Here is a 14,800-nt window from a genome sequence, read left to right as displayed (position 1 = left end):
TGTTCCCGGTAATCGGAGGGCAAAACTACCACTTATTTTGCGTGTTCTCAGCTCGCATAAATTGCTGCAAATGCAGCTTCACCAACACGCTGATATGCGCGATACATGCCTTCGGTATTGAAGGGCAGGACGATATTGCCGGATGCATCTATGCCTATGATGCCGCCCTGGCCTTCATACAAGGGCAGTTTATCCATGACGACATTGCTGGCGGCTTGTTCCAGGCTGAGCCCCAGATATCGCATTTGCGCGGCGATATCATGTAGCGCCAGGCTGCGCATGAAAGCTTCACCCGTGCCTGTGGCAGACAGGGCAGCAGTCTGGTTGTGGGCATAGCAACCGGCACCCAGCATGGGAGTGTCGCCCACGCGGCCAGGCAGTTTGTTGGTCATGCCGCCAGTGGAGGTGGCAGCCGCCAGGTTGCCATGCAGATCCAGCGCGACTGCGCCTACTGTGCCAAATTTTTTGTCGGGATCAATTGGTGCAGGTTCTGATTTAGAAATCAGCAAATTCGCTGCATCATGATCGAGCAGCACACCAGACTCTTGCCGGGCGCGTTGCAATTGCGCATGGCGCTCTTCGGTGTAAAAGTAAGCGCTGTCTTCAAATGCCAGGCCATGCTGGCGCAGGAATTCTTCTGCACCTTTGCCCACCATCAAGACATGCGGGCTGTGTTCCATGACGGCTCTGGCAGCCTTGATGGGATTGCGCACATGCTGCACGCAAGCTACTGCGCCAGCACGGCGGGTTTTGCCATCCATGATGGATGCATCCATTTCCATCGTGCCTGCGTTGGTGAAGACTGCACCTTTGCCTGCGTTGAAAAGTGGGCAATCTTCCAGCAGGCTGACAGCCAGACTCACAGCATCCAGCGCACTACCACCTTGTGCCAATACTTCATTACCTGCAGTGACGACAGATCGCAACTCATCCAGATAGCGCGCTTCCTGTTCCTCAGTCAGGCTGCTGCGCAAGATCGTGCCAGCACCACCGTGGATGGCGATAGCGGCAGGTGCGCCCATCTTAGGCTGGCCTGTCCATGTCGATGATCTTGTTGGCTGCCGCTGTCTGGTGTTTGCGGGTGGTGGCATTGGGTTCCTGATACAGCCAGGGCAACATGAACTTGGTCATTTCAGATGCTGCATGTACTGGCGCCTTGGCCTGGTGTGCGACTGCACTGCAGATGGCCTCTATCAGGCACAGCGCTGCGCCCTCTGAATTGGGCGAAAAGTTGCGCCGGGTTTGCGCATACAGGGTAATGTTAGCCAATGATGCCAGGGGTGAGCTGGGCGCATCAGTCAGTGCCAGTATGGGTACATCCTTGTCACGCAATTGCTGCAGGATAGTCACTACATCTTCGGCATAACGCGGAAAGGAGATACCGATGACCAGATCACGTTCTGTGTATTTGAACAACTGTCTGGCAACATTGGATGGGCCACCTGAGCCCAGGGTAGATTGCACGGTATTGCAAAACGGGTCCAGGCTATGCGCCATCAGGCCTGCCAGAAAGGCACTGGCACCATAGCCAACGATGTAAATTCTCTCTGCATTCAGGATTTGGCGGACTGCCTGGTTGCACAAGTCGGGAGATAATCCACGACGGGTGGCTTCCAGATTGGCCATGTCTTCATTGAGCGAGCCGGAAATGATTTCGGTGCTGGTGGCAGGGCGCTGGATTTCGCTGCGCAGATTATCTATCGGTGCCAGCATGGCTTCAAAGCCATATACCAGTTCAGCACGGAATTGCGGGTAACCTTCAAAGCCCAGTGCCCTGGCAAAGCGATTGGCCGTGGCCACCGAGATGCCAACGGCATTGGCCAGCTCATCGATAGACATGGTTGCTGATCGAAATACATTCGACAGCACATAATCTGCTGCTTTTCTGTGCGCTTTGGACAAGTTCATATAGACCTTGCCTATGCGTGCATTGACAGTACCACCCAGGGATTGCGTATCAGGACGATTCATATCGACTGGCTTTTCCGGTGAAATAGAAATGTAAATATAATTTCATCGATTTAAATTGTAAAGAAATGAATCGTGTCAAATCGATGAATGTCTCTCTCCGTGCATATTTTTGTTAAATTGGTCTATTTAGGAGATTTGTCAGAATAAACAAAATACTTCAAATTTTGTTCTGAATTTACCTTGATTTACGCTTGCTAATCATGGTATCTGGAGAAAGATTGTCAGAATTAAACGAATTAGTGACCACAAAGTTTGCATTCACTTGCCATTTTCAAATGAAAAAACCCACAGCAAAGTGGGTTTTCAGGGCGGTGGCAAAATGCAGGGAAAGTATTTGCGATAAGACCACTTCAGGTATCAGCACGACTGGCAAGATCAATAATCCCGCCACCCAAGCATACATCGCCATCATACAAGACGGCAGACTGGCCAGGTGTGACAGCCCATTGCGCCTGCGGGAAGTCCAGCTGAAAACGCGCATTGTCGCCGCTGAAATGACAAGCCACGTCAGGCTGGCGGTAACGGGTCTTGGCAGACAGGTCGCCTGCTTGCGGCGCTTCACCTGCCACCCAGCTGACTTGACCAGCTTCAAGACCAGCAGATAATAACCAGGGGTGGTCATGGCCTTGCACGGCGTACAGGGTATTGGCTTCTACATCTTTTTTTGCGACATACCATGCATCGCTGCTGCCATCGGCATTTTGATGGGACTTGATACCGCCTATACCTATACCCTTACGTTGCCCCAGGGTATAAAAACTCAGGCCCACGTGCTGGCCTATGATTTCACCTTCAGGCGTCTGGATATTGCCGGGCTTGTATGACAGGTAGCGGTTCAAAAATTCGCGGAAAGGGCGCTCGCCGATAAAGCAGATGCCAGTCGAATCTTTTTTCTTGGCATTCGGTAATTGCAATTGCTCAGCGATCTTGCGTACTTCTGTTTTCTGAATTTCACCGAGCGGGAACAGGGTATTCGCCAGTTGCTTCTGGTTCAGCCTGTGCAGGAAATAGCTTTGGTCCTTGCTGGCGTCGATAGCTTTCATTAACTGGAACTGACCATTCATTTCGCGCACACGGGCATAGTGACCGGTGGCGATGTAATCGGCACCCAGCTTCATGGCGTGATCAAGAAAAGCCTTGAATTTGATTTCGGCATTGCACAGCACATCCGGGTTGGGTGTGCGGCCAGCCTGGTATTCGCGCAGGAATTCGGCAAAGACACGGTCCTTGTATTCACTGGCGAAATTGACGGCTTCGATATCGACACCGACGACATCGGCAACGCTGACCGCATCTATCCAGTCTTCACGGGTAGAACAGTATTCTGAATCGTCGTCATCTTCCCAGTTTTTCATGAACAGGCCGATGACTTCATAGCCTTGTTCTTTCAGTAGCCATGCCGAGACAGAGGAATCAACCCCACCAGACATGCCTATCACTACTTTTTTCTTGCTCATTTTTGCGGTTCCAAGTTTCCAAGTGCGCTTGGATGGGTAAACAACAGGGACAGCGGCGCGCGCTTGCCCTGCAAATAATCTTCTATGCATTGCATGACCAGAGGGCTGCGATGCCTGTCCTGGCTTGCCACGAGTTCGTCATAGCTCATCCACACTGTGCGCAGTATGCCAGTATCCAGGACGCGGTCTTGTGCTGCACCCAGCTCGCCGGTAAAGGCAAAACGCAGGTAGGTGACTGCCTCACCCGTCTTGGGTGAAATAAAACGTGACAGATAAGTGCCTATTAATGCGCTTGGCGTGAAGTCGTGGGCAGTTTCTTCCAGTGTTTCGCGGATGACAGCCTCGATCAGGCTTTCATCCGGGTCCAGATGACCAGCGGGCTGGTTGATGCGTACGCCCTCAATAGTTTCTTCTTCTATCATGAAAAACTGTTGGTCGCACTCTATGATTGCGGCTACAGTGACGGATGGTTTCCAAATGGCAGACATGGCTTCTCTCAGTAAGTCCGACATTTTACTTTGCCGTCAAATTTTGTGTGGCAAACCAGCAAATTTGAGAGCGAATTAGCTAATGCGTAATTTATCTATGCCTGCTTATTGTAATGAATGTCTGTTATTTTTAATTTGCACCAAACTGGCGCGAGCGCTGGCTTTGTTTTCAAGTGACTGTTTTTAAAGGAAATAATTTACTTTTTTAAGCGGGTGCAGGACGTGTGAGGCCGATTTCTGCACAGATATTTGCATAAAACATAAAAAAGTGAACGGTTGTGCTAAAAAACATTTTGCGTGTAATATCGTTGTCGAATATCAAATGTAAGATTCGGGTAAGAAAGTGATTTACCTGCATCAGCAAAAAATAATGGCGCGGCCAGAGCTTACCCTTGACCGTGATAGCGCGAAATTGTTACACCAGTATTCACACTAAAGAGGGAGCAAATCTATGAAAATCGGCATACCCGCCGAGTCACGGCCGGGGGAGACGCGTGTTGCGGCAACCCCAGAAACGATAAAAAAATATGTCGCAGCCAAACACCAGGTGATCGTGCAGTCTGGTGCTGGCGTGGCATCCAGTATTACTGATGAGGCCTACCAGGCTGCCGGTGCGCAAATCGGCACAGCCGCTGATGCGCTGGGCGCTGAACTGGTCTTGAAAGTACGCGCCCCCAATGCAGAAGAACGTGCCCTGATGAAATCAGGCACGGTGCTGGTAGGCATGCTCAATCCTTTTGACGCAGACAATATTGCGGCCATGGCCACACACGGCCTGTCCGCATTTGCACTCGAAGCTGCACCGCGCATTACCCGTGCGCAGTCGCTCGACGTCTTGTCTTCGCAAGCGAATATCGCCGGTTATAAGGCCGTTATGCTGGCCGCCAATACCTATCAGCGCTTCATGCCTATGCTGATGACGGCGGCGGGCACAGTCAAGGCCGCACGCGTGCTGATCATGGGCGTAGGTGTGGCCGGTCTGCAAGCGATTGCCACGGCCAAGCGCCTGGGGGCCGTGATTGAAGCATCGGATGTACGCCCACCCGTCAAGGAACAGGTTGAATCCCTGGGCGCGAAATTCATCGACGTGCCTTACGAAACCGATGAAGAACGCGAAATCGCCAAAGGCGTAGGCGGCTATGCCCGCTCCATGCCAGCAGCGTGGATGGAAAGACAGGCTGCTCTCGTGCATGAACGCGCCAAACAGGCTGACATCATTATCACGACCGCCCTGATCCCAGGCCGCAAGGCACCTATCCTGATCTCGGAAGAAACCGTCAAGGCCATGAAGCCAGGCTCAGTCATCGTCGACATGGCGGTAGAGCAGGGTGGTAATTGCCCTCTGTCTGAACTCAACAAGACGGTCACCAAATATGGTGTACACATCATCGGCGAGCCTAATCTGGCAACCCTGGTGGCGGCTGATGCATCGGCACTGTACTCTCGCAATGTGCTGGACTTTTTGAAGCTCATCATCGACAAGGATGCCGCACTGGCGATTAACCGTGAAGATGAAATCATCGCTGCCACCCTGGTGTGCTCAGCCGGCGAAGTCCTGAAGAAATAAGCAGTAGATTAAAGATTTAAGTTTTAAGATTTTTTTAAGTATCAGAAAGTAGAAAGACCATGCAAAGAAATATGCTCCGCGCCAAAATTCATCGCGCAACTGTAACCCAGTGTGACCTGCACTACGAAGGATCGTGCGGTATAGATGAAGATCTGCTCGACGCTGCCAACATCATCGAAAACGAACAGATAGAGCTGTATAACGTCAACAACGGTGAACGCTTCTCCACTTATGCCATCAAGGGCAAACGTGGCAGCGGTGAAATTTCACTCAATGGCGCTGCAGCCCGCCGCGTACAACTGGGCGATTTGATGATTATCTGTACCTATGCGCCTATGACTGAAGAAGAAGCAAAAGCGTATAAACCGAATGTCGTTTTCGTGAATGGCAAGAATCAGATCACCAGTATCAAAGAGTATAAATAAGGTAGCAGGGGCAGGCAGAGTGTAGCGCCTTGCTTGCCTATGTCACGCTTTGCATGTCTCAATCCAATTAAAGAGAGGACATCATGGAAGTTAGTCATACCCTTACCAATCTCATCATCTTCGTGCTGGCAATTTATGTCGGTTACCATGTGGTGTGGACAGTAACACCAGCTCTGCACACGCCTTTGATGGCGGTGACCAATGCCATTTCTGCCATCATCATCGTCGGTGCCATGCTGGCCGCCGGTTTGACTGAGGGCGTACTGGCCCAGGTCATGGGCACGGCAGCTGTGGCTCTTGCGGCAGTGAATGTATTCGGCGGTTTTCTGGTCACCCAGAGGATGCTGGAAATGTTCAAGAAAAAAGAGCCTAAAGCGATTGCCCATGCTGACAAGGAGGGCAAATAATGAGCATGAATCTGGTAACGATGCTGTATCTGATCGCATCCGTTTGCTTTATCCAGGCCCTCAAAGGTTTGTCCCATCCTTCCACCGCACGTCGTGGTAACAGCTTTGGCATGATAGGCATGGCAATCGCAGTCGCGACTACCATCGCCCTGATCGTCAAGCTGAAAAACGAAAGTGCTGGTGCAGGTCTGGGTTACGGCCTGGTTGCCATTGGCGTCATCGTTGGTGGCGGCATAGGTGCGACGCTGGCCAAACGCGTAGAAATGACCAAGATGCCGGAACTGGTCGCAGCGATGCACTCATTGATCGGTTTGGCCGCGGTGTGTATCGCCGTGGCGGTTGTGTCTGAACCCTGGGTATTCAATATCGTCGCAAGAGACCAGCCTATTCCTTTCGGTAACCGCCTGGAATTGTTTATCGGTACTTTTGTCGGTGCGATTACCTTCTCTGGTTCTGTCATCGCCTTTGGTAAATTGTCGGGCAAGTACAAGTTCCGTTTGTTCCAGGGCGCGCCAGTCAGCTTCAGTGGCCAACATCAGTTGAACCTGGTATTGGCAATTGCGATGCTGGGTTGCGGTATTGCCTTCTGCGTCACGCAAAGCTGGACACCTTTCATCATCATGACTGCCCTGGCTTTTGTGCTGGGTGTGCTCATCATCATCCCTATCGGTGGTGCTGATATGCCGGTGGTGGTATCAATGCTGAACAGCTATTCTGGCTGGGCTGCTGCGGGTATCGGTTTCTCGCTGAATAACTCCATGCTCATCATTGCCGGTTCGCTGGTGGGTTCATCCGGTGCCATCCTGTCTTACATCATGTGCAAGGCGATGAACCGTTCTTTCTTCAACGTGATACTGGGTGGTTTTGGTGGCGAAGCTGCTGCCGCTGCTACCGGTGACCAGGCACAGCGTACCGTCAAATCCGGTTCTGCTGATGACGTGGCTTTCCTGCTCGGCAATGCCGAGACTGTCATCATCGTTCCTGGCTATGGTCTGGCGGTAGCACGTGCCCAGCATGCCCTGAAAGAACTGACAGAAAAACTCACGCACAAAGGTATTACCGTGAAGTATGCAATTCACCCTGTGGCAGGGCGCATGCCTGGTCACATGAATGTCTTGCTGGCAGAAGCTGAAGTACCGTATGACCAGGTATTCGAGATGGAAGACATTAATAGCGAATTTGGTCAGGCCGACGTGGTGCTGGTACTGGGTGCGAATGACGTGGTTAATCCTGCGGCCAAAGATCCTAAATCGCCTATCGCTGGCATGCCTATCCTGGAAGCCTACAAAGCCAAGACCGTCATCGTCAACAAGCGCTCCATGGCTTCTGGCTATGCAGGTCTGGACAATGAATTGTTCTACATGGATAAAACCATGATGGTGTTTGGCGATGCCAAGAAAGTCATAGAAGATATGGTCAAGGCCGTAGAATAAGCAATTTGCCTCTTGCTGCAAAAAGCCCGATTGTTTATTCAGTCGGGCTTTTTTTTACTACTTTGGTATAGACCCCTGTATATCTAAACATTGTTACTATGCTAGTGCGTGATTAAGCTCAGTTGTTGACGATGAGCAAGAACAATAAAAGGTAGATGATAAGCAAGTTATAAGCTTGTAATAAAGATGGCATGCCAGGCAAATATGGTCAGAACCTGCTGCCAAGCCTGAAAAATAAATGATTGAACTTGCTATAAAAAATAATAACAAGTAAATGGTAATAAATTAATTTTATTGCTATTATGTTTATTGGTGTTTGGTATGAGTCTGACGCAAAATCCAATGGAGACTGATGATGAAGAAATTGCCTATCCTATTATTACTAGCTTCGTTCGCGGCTTATGCGGATGATATGAGTGACGCAGCCCGCTTTTATGCTAACAAGGATTATTCCCGGGCCATACAGCTTTACAGCAAACTGGCACAGTCCGGTAATCCTGACGCACAGGAAATGCTGGGTGAAATCTACTGGTTTGGTGACGGTGTAGAGGCTGATGTAAATACTGCGGGCTTGTGGTTCAAAAAAGCTGCAGACAATGGGCAAAAGAAAGCGCAACAATTCCAGGCTGTAATACAGGAACGTCAGGTCAAGGCTGCCGAAATCAGTTATTACACGACAGGTTTTGATGGTCGCGATGTCAGTCTTAGCAAATTTAATTGCGTACAGCCAAGTATCCCTGCCGTTTCAAAAACCATAGAAGAAATCAAGACCATCAGTGCCAGTGTTGATGCATGGCATGCTTGCTATAACCGCTTTGTCAGCAATTTTAATTTATCCTTGCCAGCTGGTGCAGCGATTCCAAAAAGCGTCAGTGTCTTGATGAATGATGCTGAAGTTGCTCAAGCGACTGCCTTGATGGATAAGAAGTACACAGCCATTTCCAGCGATGCAAGCAAGATTGCGGTAGACATCGATCAAAAACAGCGTGCCTGGAAACAGACGACAGAAGAATTTATCGTGGCTGATGCTCAAAAAAGAAAAGTGGAAAGTGATCGGATGCAAAACGAAATTGCGGCTGAGAGTCTGAAAGGGCTGGCATATGTTTCTACAGCAAGAACTTCCTCAGCACCATCCAGGAAATAAAAAAACGCATGGCTTGCCATGCGTTTTTTCTTGTTGTGAGTCGTTTGTAAAAAATTACCTTCTTACATCCTGACCAGGGTGGATTTGCCGAACAGGCTTTCTATCAGATCTACTGCCAGTACCGCAGTCTGGTTGCGCACATCCAGGGCGGGGTTGAGTTCCACTACATCCAGTGAAGCCATCAAGCCGGTGTCTGCCACCATTTCCATGCACAATTGTGCTTCGCGGTAGCTGGGGCCGCCGAGTACGGCAGTGCCTACTCCAGGGGCGATGCCCGGGTCCAGACAATCCAGATCAAAACTCACATGCAAATGGGTATTGCTATCGAGATTGGCCAGCACTGAAGACATGACATTGCGCATACCGTATTCATCGATATAACGCATGTCGAATACCTGCATACCCATTTCATGGATGAACTTACGCTCGCCATCATCGACACTGCGTATGCCTATCAGGCGGATGTCAGTCGGTTGTATAGCGGGCGTCTGGCCGCTATAGTTGATCAGCTCTTTAGGACCGTGACCCATGAGGCAGGCGACCGGCATGCCGTGGATATTACCGCTAGGGCTGATAGTCGATAGATTACTGTCGGCATGCGCATCAAACCACAGTACGCGCAGCTTCTTGCCAACGCGGCGGCAATGTGCTGCCACCGCACTGATGGAACCTATCGCCAGACAATGATCACCACCGAGCATCATGGGCATGTGGCCATCTCGCAAGGCCTTGTCGACGGCATCATACACGGCCTGGTTCCAGTCTATCGCCTCTTTCAGGTGGCGCAGGCCATTCACTGGTTGTTCCCAGGGATTGGCAGGACCATGCAAATTGCCATGGTCGATGACTTTCAAGCCGCGTGCCGTTAATGCCTCGTTCAGGCCAGCCACACGTAATGCGTCGGGCCCCATGCCCGCGCCTCTGACGCTTGCGCCTACATCGGTAGGCGCTCCAATTAAGGAAATGGTTTTCATTCGTTTCTAGTGTAATGCCCTGTCAGGATAGACTTCAGGCGTTTATTGGTACTGCACATTCTGTATTGCTACGGGCAGGGCTGGCAACATTTGTGCTTGTTGCTGCCATTCCCATACCAAACAGGTCTTTCGGGTTCATCATTTCAGGTATCAGATCCAGTACCGGTGAATTGGCCTGCATGACATATTTTTCCAGATAACGCATGGCAGAAAAATCTTCCAGCGCAAAACCTACAGAATCAAATACCGTCACTTGCTCTGCATTACTGCGACCAGTGGCATTGCCTGCCAGGATAGTCCACAACTCGGTTACCTTGAAGTCCGCCGGCATTTGCTGCAATTCGCCTTCTATACGCGATTGTGGTTCATATTCCACCACCACGTGTGCCTTACTTAAAATATCTGCATGCAATTCTGTCTTGCCTGGGCAATCACCGCCTACGCCATTGATATGCATGCCCGGTTCTATCATGTCCGGGGTCAGTATGATGGCATTGGTTTTGTCTGCTGTCACCGTGGTCACGATGTCCGCGCCCTTGACTGCCTCGGCAGTGGAATTGGCGCGTATCACGCGTAATTCTGGATACATACGCAAATTATGAATTAATTTGTCAGTTGCTGCAGGGTCTATGTCATATACACGCAACTCCTTGATGCCCAGCATGGCATGAAAGGCTACTGCCTGGAACTCACTTTGCGCACCATTGCCTATCAATGCCATGACACGGCTATCTGGTCTGGCCATATAGGTAGCCGCCAGGGCGGAAGTGGCGGCAGTGCGTATGGCGGTTGTCAGTGTCAGTTCTGATAACAGGCGAGGATAGCCGGTATTTACATCAGCCAGTACGCCAAAGGCAGTTACCGTCAACAAACCAGCCTGGGTGTTTTTTGGGTGACCATTGACGTATTTGAAGGAGTATTGGCTACCGTCAGAGATAGGCATCAGTTCTATGACACCCACGTCTGAATGGTTAGCTACCCTTGCTGATTTGTCGAATGAATGCCAGCGCAAATAATCTTCCTTGATCATGCCAGCCAGACGCGCAATGGCATCTTCCAGCCTGGTCTTTTTCAAGTGATTTTGCAGTTCTTTTGTGCCGATGAAGGTCACCATGTTGTTCTCCGTATGTTTTTAAAGTTGGACTTTCGCAAAACCGCCCCAGCTGCGTTGCAGCGCTTCTCCTAGGAGCCGCGTACTAAAGACTGTCTTCGTCGCTACGCCTTGCTGGGACAATTTTGCGTAAGTCCAAAAGGACTTGCGGGAACACATTTGAGAGGCTATTGCGAAATCACCCTGGTTTTCCTGATGTTGCGAGACTTCTAAGTTGCTCCTTGCGAGAAGGGCAAAGCTTGCTGAAATCCACCAGACCCATTTCGCATCAGGCTCTTGCGCACCTGTTGTGCTATGTATTCTGTTAACCATTGTAGCCAGCCGGGCAAAGAAATAGATTGCTAAATAAGATGTAAATTTCATGTAAATAGAAATTAAGTTTCATATTTAATTAAATAATGTGTTTAAATTTCTCATTTAACGAAAATGACAAAATATCCTGAAAACCAGGATGAAATCGGGAGATGAAAATGGACGTGTATGACCGCAGCATCTTGCGCCATTTGCAACAAGACGGACGCATGAGTAATTTAAGCTTGGCCGAGCGTATACATTTGTCGGCACCACAAACCCTGCGCAGAGTCAGGACACTGGAAGAAAAAGGGGTGATACGTGCCTATGTAGCGCAGGTTGCGCCAGAAGCGCTGGGCCTGGGGGTGATGGCTTTTGTCAATTTGTCACTGGATCGGGAGCAGTTTCGCAATGTGCGTGAGGTAGAGCGGCAATTGAAGGCTTTCCCAGAAATCATAGAATGCCACACCATCTCTGGCGACTTTGATTACATACTAAAAGTCGTTGCTAGTGATTTGAAAAGCCTGTCACAATTCCTGACGGATACCCTGATGCAGGTGCCAGGCGTTGCCTCTTTACGGTCCATGATATGCATGGAAGAAATCAAGCCAGTCAGTGGTCTGCCCATAGATTGAACCAACCTATCTTTTCTTGCGCAGATTGCGGTAACGTTCTGCCCGACTGGCTATCGTAGCAATCAGTTTTTCCGGGTCTATGGGTTTGCCTAGAAAGTCATCCGCGCCGGTTTCTATGGCGACCATTTCCTTTTCTATTTCTGTCGATAGAAAGACGATAGGGATATCAAGGTAGCGATTGTTTTGCCGTATGATCTGCGCCATTTCCAGGCCATTGCAGACCGGCATATTCAAGTCTGTCAGCACCAGCTCAGGCTTGAATTTTTTCAGGGCATCAAGAATTTCGCTTGGGTCGTTGATTGCTTTCACATGCATGCCTGCGCTGCTGAGTATGGCATCGTAATAACTGGCCAGCATTTCATCATCATCCACGACCAGGATGCGGTAGGCCAGCACTTCGTTCTTGGCGATTTTTTCATCTATCTTGGCACTCAGGGCTTCGACATCCAGGGGTTTTAGAAAATAAGCTGCTGCGCCTTCCCTGACCGCCGCCAGCCTTTGCATGAAATCATCGATGGCTGAAACGTAAATAATGGGGAAATTACTAATAATACGGTTACCCATTTTCTTTCTCGTGGCCTGACCCGCCGGGCTATCCACATCAACCACCAGGGCTTGCGGTAATCTGACCAGAATGGCAGATTGCAACTCATCTGCCTCTTCAAAACAGACTACTTCGTGATGATACATTTCCAGCGTCGTCGCCAATTGTAATGCCGCATCAGCATCGGAAAAATACAAATAAACCAGGCTGCGATAGTCGGATCTGTTCAAGTCTTCAAAACTTTCGTCGCTACCAGCTTGGGCAGACTCAGGGAAATCGTTGTTCATGATGATCGCTAGTTGTTGCTCGTGAGTGAGAGGCTGGCCAGCCATGCTGGTGTCAGCCTGCGTGTCATAATCTGGCAATATCACCCCATAGATGGCGCATGGTGAACTTGATGGGTACCTGATCGCGATGCAAGACCTCGCGTATGGCCATCAGGGGCTTTTGGGTGTCGCGCTTGAGCGGCATGGAAAGAGGCGTGCCACGTGGGCCCAGCAAGGCATGTACAAAAGGTGTAGTCGTGGTCTCACCTTTGCCTGTCACGACGGCAGTTTCACCACTCTCCAGCCTGACGAAAGTGCCTATGGGATAAGTGCCCAGTTCCTTGATGAAGACAGTGACCAGCATGGGATCTATCTTGGTCTTGCCTTCTACCAGGATATCGCGCAAGGCTGCATTGGGCAGCATGGACTTGCGGTAGCTGCGGGCGCAGACACGCGCACAATAACGGTCAGCCAGTGAAATGATCTTGGCATTTTGCGGGATATCAGCACTGGTTTTCCTGGCGGGATAGCCACTGCCATCTTCACTTTCATGATGATGCAAAACCCAGGACAGCCAGTCTTCATTATCCACACCGGCAGCACGCAGCATGCTGACGCCTGCTTCCGGGTGCTGGGAAATCAATTCCTGTTCTGCCGCATTCAGGGTTTCACTTTTTTCTTGCAGCTTCTCTTGCTGTCTCAGCATGGCGACATTCATGGTCAGCGCAGCAGCGGCCAGCAAGAGCATTTCATCGGCAGGTTTTTTCAGGGTGCGGGCGATCAGCAAGGAAACGACTGCGGTATCGACAGAATGGCGTGGGCCGTAATTATCATCCTGGTTCAAAAGGATGCAACCCAGGGCTACATCCGGGGCCATGAAAACCGCAGCACCCATTTTCTTGGTCAAGGAAATCAGTTGGGCTGGCACATCTGCTTCCGTGCTGAGGTTGTAGACCAGCCTGCGTAATTCTGTACGCACGGTATTGATGGTACGCACGACGGAGGGGGCTTCGCTGGCTTTTTCTACTGTTTTGCCATCGCGCTGGCTGGCTTCAGATTTGCCGGTATCGGCGAACAGTCCGCGTTCTACCAGGGCCGATACCTGACCGGCATTGGTGACTATAAAACCCTTGCGCAATAAGAGACTGCCATCACTGCCATACACATCCCAAGGCAAGGCTTGCCCTATGACGATGTCAGACATCCCTATGCGTCTGGTTGACATGCCTACCTCTGCAGGTGAGTGATGCGGGAGAAACAAACCATGCTGTTTTGCCAGTAACTGGCTTTATCCGCAAGGCATCTCATTTCTATCGATGCCATGTGCATCCCTGATGCTAGCAGAAATCATCAGTAGTACTTGTTATCAAATGTCAAGAAGAGGGGACTCTGTTGCTGTGCCGCACTTGTGCACTGCACAGCAATGTCGTGATGGGCAGCGGGATTTATACCGTGCGCCTGGCACCCGCCAGAGCACAACCGAAAAATACAAAGGTGACGGCTCCGATTTTATTCATGGACGAACCACCTTTTTCTGAAGTCAGCCAGGACTTGGCACGGTGGGCGAAAATTGCGTAGCTGCTATGGATGACGACAATCAGGCTACTATAAGTCATGACCAGTACAGCAAACTGCAAGCCATAGCTCATGCCAGGATCAATGAATTGCGGGAAAATCGACAAGAAGAAAAAAATTGCCTTGGGATTGGTTATTTGCAAAGACAGACCTTCCAGGAAACGCTTCTTGAAACTCGCTTCATGCGCATTGCCTTCAGTGAAACGAAATGCCGGGGCACGCCAGAGTTTGATGCCCAGGAAGATCAGGTAAGCCGCGCCCAGCAGCTTGAGTACGGTAAATGCAGTGGCGGACGCCGCCAGAATGACACCCACACTGGTAGCAGAAATTGCCGCAACGATCAGTGCACCAAAAGCAATACCCAGGATACCTCCAAAAGTACCACGCATGCCATAACGCGAGGCATTTGTCAGTGTCATGACCACACCAGGACCGGGGCTGAATACGGTGGCTGCGGCCATCAGCAGGAATAAGGGATACAGTTTCATGGGAGGCTCTGTTTATGCAAGGAG

At 50.4% G+C, this 14,800-nt stretch carries 15 protein-coding genes; 6 read left to right on the top strand and 9 right to left on the bottom strand.

The window, feature by feature from the left end; translation table 11 throughout:
• Positions 1-47: 47 nt before the first annotated feature.
• The 4 genes from ACO0LF_RS10150 to ACO0LF_RS10135 form a co-directional block, all read right to left on the bottom strand.
• Entirely contained in the window at positions 48-1,022 is a 975-nt protein-coding gene (locus ACO0LF_RS10150; RefSeq protein WP_423014220.1) for an isoaspartyl peptidase/L-asparaginase family protein, read from the bottom strand.
• 1 nt (position 1,023) lies between these two features.
• Positions 1,024-1,971 (bottom strand): MurR/RpiR family transcriptional regulator, encoded by a 948-nt coding sequence (locus tag ACO0LF_RS10145; protein ID WP_423013989.1) that lies wholly within the window; start codon positions 1,969-1,971, stop codon positions 1,024-1,026.
• Between the two features lie 350 nt (positions 1,972-2,321).
• Positions 2,322-3,428: a tRNA 2-thiouridine(34) synthase MnmA gene (mnmA, locus tag ACO0LF_RS10140; protein ID WP_423013988.1), complete on the bottom strand. Its 1,107-nt coding sequence runs from the start codon at positions 3,426-3,428 to the stop codon at positions 2,322-2,324.
• Positions 3,425-3,916 carry an NUDIX hydrolase gene (locus tag ACO0LF_RS10135; protein ID WP_423013987.1) on the bottom strand — a complete coding sequence of 164 codons (492 nt, stop codon included), beginning with the start codon at positions 3,914-3,916 and terminating at the stop codon, positions 3,425-3,427. The genes mnmA and ACO0LF_RS10135 overlap by 4 nt, the downstream gene beginning before the upstream one ends.
• Before the next feature lie 451 nt (positions 3,917-4,367).
• Here ACO0LF_RS10135 and ACO0LF_RS10130 point away from each other — a divergent pair, with 451 nt between their 5' ends.
• The 5 genes from ACO0LF_RS10130 (at position 4,368) to ACO0LF_RS10110 (ending at position 8,892) form a co-directional block, all read left to right on the top strand.
• Positions 4,368-5,483, top strand: a complete 1,116-nt coding sequence (locus ACO0LF_RS10130; RefSeq protein ID WP_423013986.1) for a Re/Si-specific NAD(P)(+) transhydrogenase subunit alpha — start codon at positions 4,368-4,370, stop codon at positions 5,481-5,483.
• A 59-nt stretch (positions 5,484-5,542) separates the two neighbouring features.
• Complete coding sequence (panD, locus tag ACO0LF_RS10125) at positions 5,543-5,908, top strand: aspartate 1-decarboxylase (RefSeq protein WP_110255112.1); 366 nt, start codon at positions 5,543-5,545, stop codon at positions 5,906-5,908.
• 83 nt (positions 5,909-5,991) lie between these two features.
• Positions 5,992-6,315, top strand: coding sequence for an NAD(P) transhydrogenase subunit alpha (locus ACO0LF_RS10120; RefSeq protein ID WP_110255111.1), 324 nt, complete (start codon positions 5,992-5,994; stop codon positions 6,313-6,315).
• Positions 6,315-7,748: an NAD(P)(+) transhydrogenase (Re/Si-specific) subunit beta gene (locus ACO0LF_RS10115; RefSeq protein ID WP_422977585.1), complete on the top strand. Its 1,434-nt coding sequence runs from the start codon at positions 6,315-6,317 to the stop codon at positions 7,746-7,748. Before ACO0LF_RS10120 ends, ACO0LF_RS10115 begins: the two co-directional genes overlap by 1 nt.
• 352 nt (positions 7,749-8,100) lie before the next feature.
• The gene (locus ACO0LF_RS10110) at positions 8,101-8,892 is read left to right on the top strand and encodes a tetratricopeptide repeat protein (protein ID WP_423013985.1); all 792 of its coding nucleotides are present in this window, start codon (positions 8,101-8,103) and stop codon (positions 8,890-8,892) included.
• A 62-nt stretch (positions 8,893-8,954) separates the two neighbouring features.
• Here ACO0LF_RS10110 and rocF read toward each other — a convergent pair whose 3' ends face one another.
• The gene (rocF, locus tag ACO0LF_RS10105; protein WP_423013984.1) at positions 8,955-9,866 is read right to left on the bottom strand and encodes an arginase; all 912 of its coding nucleotides are present in this window, start codon (positions 9,864-9,866) and stop codon (positions 8,955-8,957) included.
• 34 nt (positions 9,867-9,900) lie between these two features.
• A complete protein-coding gene (locus ACO0LF_RS10100) occupies positions 9,901-10,980 on the bottom strand; it encodes an ornithine cyclodeaminase (RefSeq protein ID WP_423013983.1) in 1,080 nt (359 codons plus the stop codon).
• 467 nt (positions 10,981-11,447) lie between these two features.
• Between ACO0LF_RS10100 and ACO0LF_RS10095 the strand changes: the two genes are divergently transcribed.
• Positions 11,448-11,903 carry an Lrp/AsnC family transcriptional regulator gene (locus tag ACO0LF_RS10095; RefSeq protein WP_162057814.1) on the top strand — a complete coding sequence of 152 codons (456 nt, stop codon included), beginning with the start codon at positions 11,448-11,450 and terminating at the stop codon, positions 11,901-11,903.
• A 6-nt stretch (positions 11,904-11,909) separates the two neighbouring features.
• Here ACO0LF_RS10095 and ACO0LF_RS10090 read toward each other — a convergent pair whose 3' ends face one another.
• The 3 genes from ACO0LF_RS10090 to ACO0LF_RS10080 all read right to left on the bottom strand — a co-directional run bounded on the left by ACO0LF_RS10090 (position 11,910) and on the right by ACO0LF_RS10080 (position 14,776).
• Positions 11,910-12,812 (bottom strand): response regulator, encoded by a 903-nt coding sequence (locus ACO0LF_RS10090; RefSeq protein ID WP_423013982.1) that lies wholly within the window; start codon positions 12,810-12,812, stop codon positions 11,910-11,912.
• Positions 12,799-13,938 (bottom strand): HD-GYP domain-containing protein, encoded by a 1,140-nt coding sequence (locus tag ACO0LF_RS10085; RefSeq protein WP_423013981.1) that lies wholly within the window; start codon positions 13,936-13,938, stop codon positions 12,799-12,801. Before ACO0LF_RS10085 ends, ACO0LF_RS10090 begins: the two co-directional genes overlap by 14 nt.
• Before the next feature lie 220 nt (positions 13,939-14,158).
• Positions 14,159-14,776: a LysE family translocator gene (locus ACO0LF_RS10080; protein ID WP_423013980.1), complete on the bottom strand. Its 618-nt coding sequence runs from the start codon at positions 14,774-14,776 to the stop codon at positions 14,159-14,161.
• Between the last annotated feature and the right edge of the window lie 24 nt (positions 14,777-14,800).

The organism is Undibacterium sp. Di27W (assembly GCF_049340345.1).
In the GTDB taxonomy this organism is placed as follows: domain Bacteria; phylum Pseudomonadota; class Gammaproteobacteria; order Burkholderiales; family Burkholderiaceae_D; genus Undibacterium.
Note: the sequence above shows the minus strand (reverse complement) of the source record. Positions and strands in the feature narration are given on the sequence as shown.

Coding starts and splice junctions, on each gene's coding strand:
- ACO0LF_RS10130 (WP_423013986.1), top strand. CDS start 4,368: ATGAAAATCGGCATACCCGCCGAGTCACGGCCGGGGGAGACGCGTGTT.
- rocF (WP_423013984.1), bottom strand. CDS start 9,866: ATGAAAACCATTTCCTTAATTGGAGCGCCTACCGATGTAGGCGCAAGC.
- ACO0LF_RS10135 (WP_423013987.1), bottom strand. CDS start 3,916: ATGTCTGCCATTTGGAAACCATCCGTCACTGTAGCCGCAATCATAGAG.
- ACO0LF_RS10120 (WP_110255111.1), top strand. CDS start 5,992: ATGGAAGTTAGTCATACCCTTACCAATCTCATCATCTTCGTGCTGGCA.
- ACO0LF_RS10095 (WP_162057814.1), top strand. CDS start 11,448: ATGGACGTGTATGACCGCAGCATCTTGCGCCATTTGCAACAAGACGGA.
- ACO0LF_RS10080 (WP_423013980.1), bottom strand. CDS start 14,776: ATGAAACTGTATCCCTTATTCCTGCTGATGGCCGCAGCCACCGTATTC.
- mnmA (WP_423013988.1), bottom strand. CDS start 3,428: ATGAGCAAGAAAAAAGTAGTGATAGGCATGTCTGGTGGGGTTGATTCC.
- ACO0LF_RS10145 (WP_423013989.1), bottom strand. CDS start 1,971: ATGAATCGTCCTGATACGCAATCCCTGGGTGGTACTGTCAATGCACGC.
- ACO0LF_RS10085 (WP_423013981.1), bottom strand. CDS start 13,938: ATGTCAACCAGACGCATAGGGATGTCTGACATCGTCATAGGGCAAGCC.
- ACO0LF_RS10100 (WP_423013983.1), bottom strand. CDS start 10,980: ATGGTGACCTTCATCGGCACAAAAGAACTGCAAAATCACTTGAAAAAG.
- ACO0LF_RS10115 (WP_422977585.1), top strand. CDS start 6,315: ATGAGCATGAATCTGGTAACGATGCTGTATCTGATCGCATCCGTTTGC.
- panD (WP_110255112.1), top strand. CDS start 5,543: ATGCAAAGAAATATGCTCCGCGCCAAAATTCATCGCGCAACTGTAACC.
- ACO0LF_RS10150 (WP_423014220.1), bottom strand. CDS start 1,022: ATGGGCGCACCTGCCGCTATCGCCATCCACGGTGGTGCTGGCACGATC.
- ACO0LF_RS10110 (WP_423013985.1), top strand. CDS start 8,101: ATGATGAAGAAATTGCCTATCCTATTATTACTAGCTTCGTTCGCGGCT.